This is a genomic window from Archangium sp., from assembly GCF_036388035.1.
GTDB lineage: Bacteria > Myxococcota > Myxococcia > Myxococcales > Myxococcaceae > Archangium.
Genome location: NZ_DASVSO010000608.1, coordinates 1 through 7,606, shown reverse-complemented (window position 1 = coordinate 7,606; position 7,606 = coordinate 1). Strand labels below are relative to the sequence as shown.

The 7,606-nt window shown below is 68.9% G+C and carries 7 protein-coding genes; 2 read left to right on the top strand and 5 right to left on the bottom strand.

Annotated features, from left to right (window positions below; genetic code table 11):
* From VF697_RS24940 to VF697_RS24930, 3 genes are all read right to left on the bottom strand, one after another.
* Positions 1 to 750 (bottom strand): polysaccharide lyase (locus tag VF697_RS24940; RefSeq protein WP_331099132.1); only part of this gene is annotated, 750 nt, incomplete at its 3' end.
* 181 nt (positions 751 to 931) lie between these two features.
* The gene (gene fghA / locus VF697_RS24935) at positions 932 to 1,780 is read right to left on the bottom strand and encodes an S-formylglutathione hydrolase (protein ID WP_331099130.1); all 849 of its coding nucleotides are present in this window, start codon (positions 1,778 to 1,780) and stop codon (positions 932 to 934) included.
* On the bottom strand, positions 1,780 to 2,889 hold the full coding sequence (locus tag VF697_RS24930; protein WP_331099128.1) for an S-(hydroxymethyl)glutathione dehydrogenase/class III alcohol dehydrogenase: 1,110 nt from the start codon (positions 2,887 to 2,889) through the stop codon (positions 1,780 to 1,782). Before VF697_RS24930 ends, fghA begins: the two co-directional genes overlap by 1 nt.
* Before the next feature lie 1,148 nt (positions 2,890 to 4,037).
* Here VF697_RS24930 and VF697_RS24925 point away from each other — a divergent pair.
* Positions 4,038 to 4,877 carry an SIR2 family NAD-dependent protein deacylase gene (locus tag VF697_RS24925; protein WP_331099127.1) on the top strand — a complete coding sequence of 280 codons (840 nt, stop codon included), beginning with the start codon at positions 4,038 to 4,040 and terminating at the stop codon, positions 4,875 to 4,877.
* A gap of 140 nt (positions 4,878 to 5,017) precedes the next feature.
* On the opposite strand, the gene VF697_RS24920 is transcribed toward VF697_RS24925, so the two are convergent.
* Positions 5,018 to 5,551, bottom strand: coding sequence for a metal-dependent hydrolase (locus tag VF697_RS24920; protein WP_331099126.1), 534 nt, complete (start codon positions 5,549 to 5,551; stop codon positions 5,018 to 5,020).
* A 16-nt stretch (positions 5,552 to 5,567) separates the two neighbouring features.
* On the bottom strand, positions 5,568 to 6,077 hold the full coding sequence (locus tag VF697_RS24915) for a hypothetical protein (protein ID WP_331099124.1): 510 nt from the start codon (positions 6,075 to 6,077) through the stop codon (positions 5,568 to 5,570).
* Positions 6,078 to 6,251: 174 nt separating this feature from the next.
* On the opposite strand from VF697_RS24915, the gene VF697_RS24910 reads away from it, so the two are divergent.
* Positions 6,252 to 7,606: acyl-CoA synthetase (locus tag VF697_RS24910; protein ID WP_331099122.1), on the top strand; the 1,355-nt coding region annotated here is incomplete at its 3' end.

Genomic DNA, 7,606 nt, shown 5'->3' with positions numbered 1-7,606 from the left:
GGGCGGGGGGGGGGCCGGGGGGGGCGCCGGCGTGGCGACGACGGGAGGCATCACGTCCTCCAGCTTCGTGGCCATGGTGAAGCCGTCGTGGAAGACCACACCCTCGGGGGAGATGGACTCGTCGCGGTAGAGGCCGAGCTTGAGGTAGTTGCGCTGGCCGGAGAACTGCGTGGCCACCTTCGTCAGCGGAAGGACGAGCTTGCCGCCCCGGTACATCTCGAGGAAGCCGACGCGCGGATCCGCCGACCACTTCACGTGCAGGACGAAGTCGTTCCATTGCTCGCGCTGGAGCGGCGCGCGCCAGACGATCTTCCCGCTGCTGCCACCGGCGCGCAGGCGCATCTCGTCATCCACGATGTAGAACTCGAGCGGCGGGGAGCCACCGTTACCGTCGTGGTGCCACTGGATGAAGATCTGCCACTTGGACGAGCGGGGGAAGCTGCTGGGGAAGAGGGTGCTCCACTTGTAGAAGTACTCGGAGCCGGACGCCTCACGGCCGAGGTAGACCAACTCATTGCGGTTGCCGCTGGCGTTGATGGGGTCATCGCCCTGGCGGACGATGGTCTTCAGCGCGTAGCGGCCCTCTCGCACGGGCGAGCTGACCACCTGGAGGCGGCTCGAGGAGACAGTCTGCTCGCCGTCCCACTGCGAGCGGTTGCCAGTCTCGAAGTCTCCCTTCCACACGACAGAGGCGGAGGCCAGGGTGGGCAGCAGCAACGCGAAGGGGGCAAGTTTCAGCAAACGCTTCAAGCTCGGTCCTTTCGTTCCGTTTGAAGCCCCACGGACAATTGGACCTCCTTCCAACTTCCCGTCCCGCTCCCCTGTCAGCCCTCCTCGAAGCGGGCGCTCACGCGCTCCTCTCCACACACACGAGGCGGACGAGTGCCTCGTGGGTGGCCCGCTGAGCGAGGAGGCACGGGCCTCCACGATTTCAGGGGGTTAGGGCGGCGGCGTGGTGGCGGAGATGATCCGCCATGAAGGTCGAGACGAAGTAGTAGCCGTGGTCGTAGCCGTCCTGGAACCGGAGCGTCAGGGGCTGGCCCGCCTGCTCGCAGGCCGCCTGGAGGAGCTCGGGTTTGAGCTGGTCCCCGAGGAACTTGTCGCGCGTGCCCTGGTCCACGAGGAGGGGCGGAAGGCGCGCGCCCGAGCGCAGCAGCTCGGTGGAATCCCAGCCGCGCCAAGCCTCGGTGTCGGCTCCTATATAGGAGGTGAAGGCCTTCTGGCCCCAGGGGGCGCGCATGGGGGCCGAGATGGGCGCGAAGGCGGAGACGGAGCGGTAGCGGCCGGGCTGGCGCAGGGCGCAGACGAGGGCGCCGTGTCCGCCCATGGAGTGGCCGAAGATGCCCTCGCGGTCCATGCGAGCGGGGAAGCTCCTGCCGATGAGCTCGGGCAGCTCGCGGGTGACATAGCTGAACATGCGGAAGCGCGAGGCCCAGGGCTGCTGGGTGGCATCCAGGTAGAAGCCGGCCGCGGTGCCCACCTCCCAGTCAGCATCCTCCTTGGGAATGCCGGTGTTGCGCGGGCTGGTGTCGGGGACCACCAGCATCAGCCCCAGCTCGGCGGCGAGCCGATGCGCCCCGGCCTTGATGTGGAAGGTCTCCTCGGTGCAGGTGAGGCCCGAGAGGTAATAGAGGACGGGCACCTTGCCGGCCTTCGCCTGTGGGGGGACGAAGACGGCGAAGCGCATCTCGCCGCCACACACCTCCGAGTCGTGGCGGTAGTAGGCAACGGTGCCCTCGAAGCAGCGGTGCTCGGAGGCGAGCCGGAGATCGGAGCCCATCAGTACTTCACCACCGCGCGGATGGACTCGCCCCGGTGCATCAGGTCGAAGCCCTCGTTGATGCGCTCCAGGGGGAGGGTGTGGGTGATGAGGTCGTCGATGTTGATCTTCCCCTCCATGTACCAGTCGACGATGCGGGGCACGTCCGTACGGCCGCGAGCACCGCCGAAGGCACTGCCCTTCCACACGCGCCCGGTGACGAGCTGGAAGGGACGGGTGCGGATCTCCTCTCCGGCGGCGGCGACGCCGATGACGATGCTCTCGCCCCAACCCCGGTGGCAGCACTCGAGGGCCTGCCGCATGGTCTGCACGTTGCCGATGCACTCGAAGCTGTAGTCGGCGCCGCCCTGGGTGAGGTTGACGAGGTAGGGCACCAGGTCACCGCCCACCTCGTTCGGGTTGACGAAGTGGGTGAGGCCGAACTTCTCGGCCATGGCACGCCGGGAGGGATTGATGTCCACGCCGACAATCTGGTCCGCGCCCACCATGCGGCAGGCCTGCACCACGTTGAGGCCGATGCCGCCCAAGCCGAAGACAACCACCCGAGCGCCCGCCTCCACCTTGGCCGTGTAGATGACGGCGCCAATGCCCGTGGTCACCCCGCAGCCGATGTAGCAGACCTTGTCGAAGGGCGCGTCCTCGCGAATCTTCGCCACGGCGATCTCCGGAAGCACCGTGTAGCGCGCGAAGGTGGACGTCCCCATGTAGTGGTGGATGGAGTCCTTGCCGAGCCGGAAGCGGCTGGTGCCATCGGGCATGAGGCCCTTGCCCTGCGTCGCGCGGATGGCCGTGCAGAGGTTCGTCTTGCGCGACAGGCAGGACTTACACTGGCGGCACTCGGGCGTGTAGAGCGGGATGACGTGGTCTCCCTTCTTCACCGAGGTGACGCCGGGGCCCGTGTCCACCACCACGCCCGCGCCCTCGTGGCCGAGGATGCTCGGAAAGAGGCCCTCGGGGTCCCTGCCGGACAGGGTGTACGCGTCGGTGTGGCAGATGCCCGTGGCCTTCAGCTCGACGAGCACCTCGCCGGCCTTGGGGCCCTCCAACTTCACCGTCTCGATGCGCAGGGGCTTGCCCGGTTCGAACGCCACCGCTGCCTGGACATCCATGGTCGACTCCTCCGGTTGCGGGATGTAGCGAGAAGCAGCGGAGGGTAGCGGGAGCGGCGGGACGCTCGAGGACTTTTCCGGCCGAAGAATTGCGCTTCCCGACAGTGGCGGTAACACAAGGTCGGATTTGCTGGTCATCGGGTAGCACCGGACGAGGCGCATGAGACGTCAGGTCGACAGAGCGGAGGCGGGCATGCGGCCCGGCGGGACGAGCGTCCTGCTGGCCTCGCTGCTGTTCGCCCTGTCGTCCTCCGGGTGCATCAACCTCGAGACCTCCTCCCCACACCGCGAGCCGGTGCGGGAGCAGGTGCCAGCGCAGCGTCTCGCCCGGGTCCGGGGCACGCTCGTCGCGGGCCTCGCGGTCAGCGGCGCGGACGCCGCTCCTGCCCAGGGGACCGACCTCCGACGGTCTCCCCCGGGCCCCCAGGCACAGCCGGTGACTCAGGCCCGGCGCTACGAGCGCCGGGAGGCGCTCCCACCCGGTGGCGGGCCCGCCCTGGCACGGGGACGGGTCATCGCGTCCGAGGGAACGGCACGGCTCGTGGCTACCGGCCAGGTGCGGGTGCAGGCCACGCGTCAGGCCGTCGTCGGAGCACCACGGCATGAGGTACGGAACGGCCGTGGCGCGGGAAGGCTGTTGGGCGTCGTACGAGGCAGGGCCATCCTCTCGATGGAGCCCGCGAGCCTCGAGCCCACGTTCCCGGAGCGCACAGCGCTGCTGGCTCGCGCCGTGCCGCCAGAGACTCCCCCTTCGCGGCAGGGCTCCGCGCCCGCGTTGGCACCAGAAGCCGCGAAGCCTCCTCCCCGACTCCTCGCGCACCTGAAAGCCGCCGGAGCACCGCCCCGGGCAGCGGGCGGCGAGCGTCGCAGGAGGCGCTCACCTGAAGCGGAGAGTCGTGTCTCGGGCCACCCGGACGGGTGTGCTCGCGGGAGTTGTCTGGCTTTCAGGGAGCGCCCTGGCGGCGGGCAACAACCCGGGGGGCCACCCCCCGAGCACCTGCACGCCTCCGCACGGCGTGGCCGTGTCCCAAGGGGACGGGAGCGGCCCGCTCGAGAACACCCCTGGGACGTTCGCCCTCCATGGCCGTGGACATCCACGTGCGCCCGAAGGACTGATCACGCTACGCTCCCGGAAAAAGGGGAGCGAGATGACCGTGACTCGTCAGGAACTCCGCCGTGCCGCCGATGTCCTCCGCTCCGCGGATGCCCTCCTCGTCGGGGCAGGCGCGGGGATGGGCGTCGACTCCGGATTGCCCGATTTCCGGGGAAACGAGGGCTTCTGGCGCGCCTACCCGGCGTACGCGAAGCTCGGACTCGACTTCGCGTCCATGGCCAACCCCCGGTGGTTCGAGCAGGATCCTGAGTTCGCCTGGGGCTTCTACGGGCACCGGCTCGGGCTGTACCGCGCGACGAATCCCCACCCGGGCTTCGCGCTGCTGCGCACCTGGGCGTCTCGCATGCGGCATGGGGCGTTCGTCTTCACCTCCAACGTCGACGGCCAGTTCCAGAAGGCCGGCTTCCCGGAGGAGCGCCTCCTCGAGGTCCACGGCTCCATCCACCACATGCAGTGCCTCGGCTCCTGCCCGGACATCCGCTCCGCCGCTGCGTACAGCGTGGAGGTGGAGCCGGAGACCTTCCGCGCCAGGCCGCCCCTGCCCATGTGCGCGAGCTGCGGCTCGCTGCTGCGGCCCAACATCCTCATGTTCGGTGACTGGGGGTGGGACGGCTCGCGCACGGTGGAGCAGGAGCGGCGGCTCACGCAGTGGCTGGATGCGGTGAGCCCTGGCACCCTGGCGGTCGTCGAGTGCGGCGCGGGAACGGCCATCCCCTCGGTGCGGCACTTCTGCGAGAGCGCGGCGGTGGGCAGCAAGGGCACGCTGATCCGCATCAACGTGCGCGAGCCCCAGGTCCCCACGGGTGCCATCAGCCTCCCCCTGCGGGCGCTGGAGGCCCTGCAAGGAATCGCGGAGGAGATGGAGCGGGGGTGAGGGACCGGCATGGCGCCCCCAAATCCGCTTCTACGCGCGTAGAAGTGAAACCGGGCGGGGGCATTCCACTTCTACGCGCGTAGAAGTGAAACGGGCCGGAATGGCCGCTCGACTGAGAAAACGCCGCTCCGGAAGGAGGACTACGGAGCGGTCTTTCCCTCACCGAGGAAGCGGGCCCTCAAGGTGCGGACCACCTCGGCGTCCCACCGTTCGGAGAGCAGCTCCAGCGCCGTGCGGCGGTAGCGCAGCGCGCACGCGAGGCACACCAGGGTGGCCGCCAGTCCAATAAGGCTGTTCTGCCAGGAGGCCAGGTCCCACTGCCCGTCCCAGTACCACTCGGCCTTGCCGGTGGGCCAGAAGTACCAGATGGGCCAGCCCGGGCCGCTACCGGCGAGGTCACACAGCAGGTGGAGGTGGAAGGCCACCAGCGACAGCCCCGCCACCCACAGCCGACTCCGGGCCAGCGCCGCGCACGTCAGCGCCGTCACCAGCGCGCCCACGTAGCCGTGGAAGATGAGGTGGTGGTACTTCGCGTACAGCTCGCCGCCACCGAGGATCGTCAGTCCATCGAGGTCCGGCGCCAGCCCCGCGCAGACGACGAGGAGCCGATCCCTCCGGGCCTCCAGGCGCTGCGTCATCAACCAGGACAGCTCGGCGTGGACGATGGGGTTCATGTGAGGCGTCCGGGGCTCAGGCGTCCGCCGGGACGTCGTAGTTGGGCGTGAGGTCGATCACGTACACGGTGAGCAGATGGTAGATGATGACGTTGCTCACCCAGAAGAAGATGGCGGGGAAGCTCACGTACACCAGCTTCGAATCAGGCCACACGTGCAGGTGCTGCCCGGTGAGCTGCACCGCGAGGAATCCACCGACCCACTCGCCCACCCAGCACACCGCCGAGGCGATGAGGATGCGCGTCCAGAGCTTCAGCCCCTTGGGGTGGAACCAGTAGTAGTGCAGCGTCCACATCAGGAAGACCGAACCGCTCCAGAGGATCATGCTCCCGAAGGAGAACCAGCCGTAGGGAGAGTCCGGGTACACCCAGCCGTACGTCCCGTTCACCGCCTTCCAGGCCTGGTTCTGGCTCAGCTCCAGCAGCCAGAGCAGCGGGGCGATGTAGAGAATCTGGGTGGCCAGCACTCGTGCGTAGAGGCCGAACGGCCGCCGTACAGACTCCGCGGTCAGAGCAATCGCGTTCATTGCATTCCCTCTAGATGGGTGCAGCCGTCAACCGCTCGCATTCTGCCGCCAGCCCCGGGGATTTTCCATGGGGGTGTAGTTTTTTGTGAGATTCCAGGAAGGGGACGTGAAGGAGGGCCGCGAGGCGCTGGCCGCGCATGACAAGCTCGGGTCCACCTACGACAGGAGCGAGTCATGTCCTCACCCTCTCCGCGCAACATGACGGACTACGAGGCGACCTACCGCGACTTCCGGTGGGAGCGCCCCGAGTCCTTCAACTTCTCCACGGACGTCATCGACCGCTGGGCCTCCGAGCGCCCCGACGCTCCGGCGCTCCAGTGGAGCGACGAGGCGGGGCACGCGCGGGTCTTCACCTGGAGGGAGCTGAGGCAGCACTCGCTGCACGCGGCGCGGTTCCTCACCAGCCTGGGCCTGCACAAGGGGGACCGCGTCTTCGTGATGATGCCGCGCGTGCCCGAGTGGTGGTTCCTCGTCCTGGGCTGCATCCGGGCGGGCATCGTCTTCATGCCGGGCACGCCGATGCTCACCCCCAAGGACATCCGCTACCGGCTGCTCGCGGCGGACGCCAAGGGTGTCATCGCGGACGCGAGCTGCCTGGACAAGTTCGAGGGGCTGGTGGGCACCGGCCGGGTGGAGACGTGGGTGGCGGTGGGCCAGGCGCCCTCGCCCTGGGTGCGCTACGAGCCCGCCAGCGCGGGCACGGACTCGCACGGGGAGACGTTCGCGCGCACCCGGGCTGATGACCCGATGCTCATCTACTTCACCTCGGGCACCACGGGTATGCCGAAGATGGTGCAGCACACGCAGGCCAGCTACGGCATCGGGCACCAGATCACGGGCCGCTACTGGTTGGACCTGACGCCGGAAGACAGACACCTGACGCTGTCGGACACGGGCTGGGCGAAGTGCGCCTGGGGCAAGCTGTTCGGCCCGTGGAGCCAGGGCGCGTGCAACGTGGTGTACGACTTCCGGGGCCGGTTCGACGCACCGCGAATCCTGCGGATGCTCGAGCGGCAGAAGGTGACGACGTTCTGCGCGCCGCCCACGGCGTGGCGGGCCCTCGTGCTGCAAGACTTGTCACGGTACGACCTGTCGGCGCTGCGGCACGTGGCGAGCGCGGGCGAGCCGCTCAACCCCGAGGTCATCGACACGTGGAAGCAGGCCACGGGGCTGCACATCCGCGAGGGCTACGGGCAGACGGAGTCGGTGATGATCGTCGGCATGTTCCCCGTGCTGGAGCCGCGGGTGGGCTCGATGGGCAAGCCGTCACCGGGCTTCGTGGTGTCGGTCATCGACGGGGAGGGAAAGGAGGTGCCGGCGGGGCAGGAGGGCGACATCGCGGTGCGGGTGAAGCCGGAGCCGCCGGTGGGCCTGTTCACGGGCTACCTCGACGACGACGCGGCGAACCTCGCGGCGTTCCGGGGCGACTGGTACGTGACGGGAGATCGGGCGGTGAAGGACGCGGACGGGTACTTCTGGTTCGTGGGGCGGCGCGATGACGTCATCAAGACGTCGGGCTACCGGGTGGG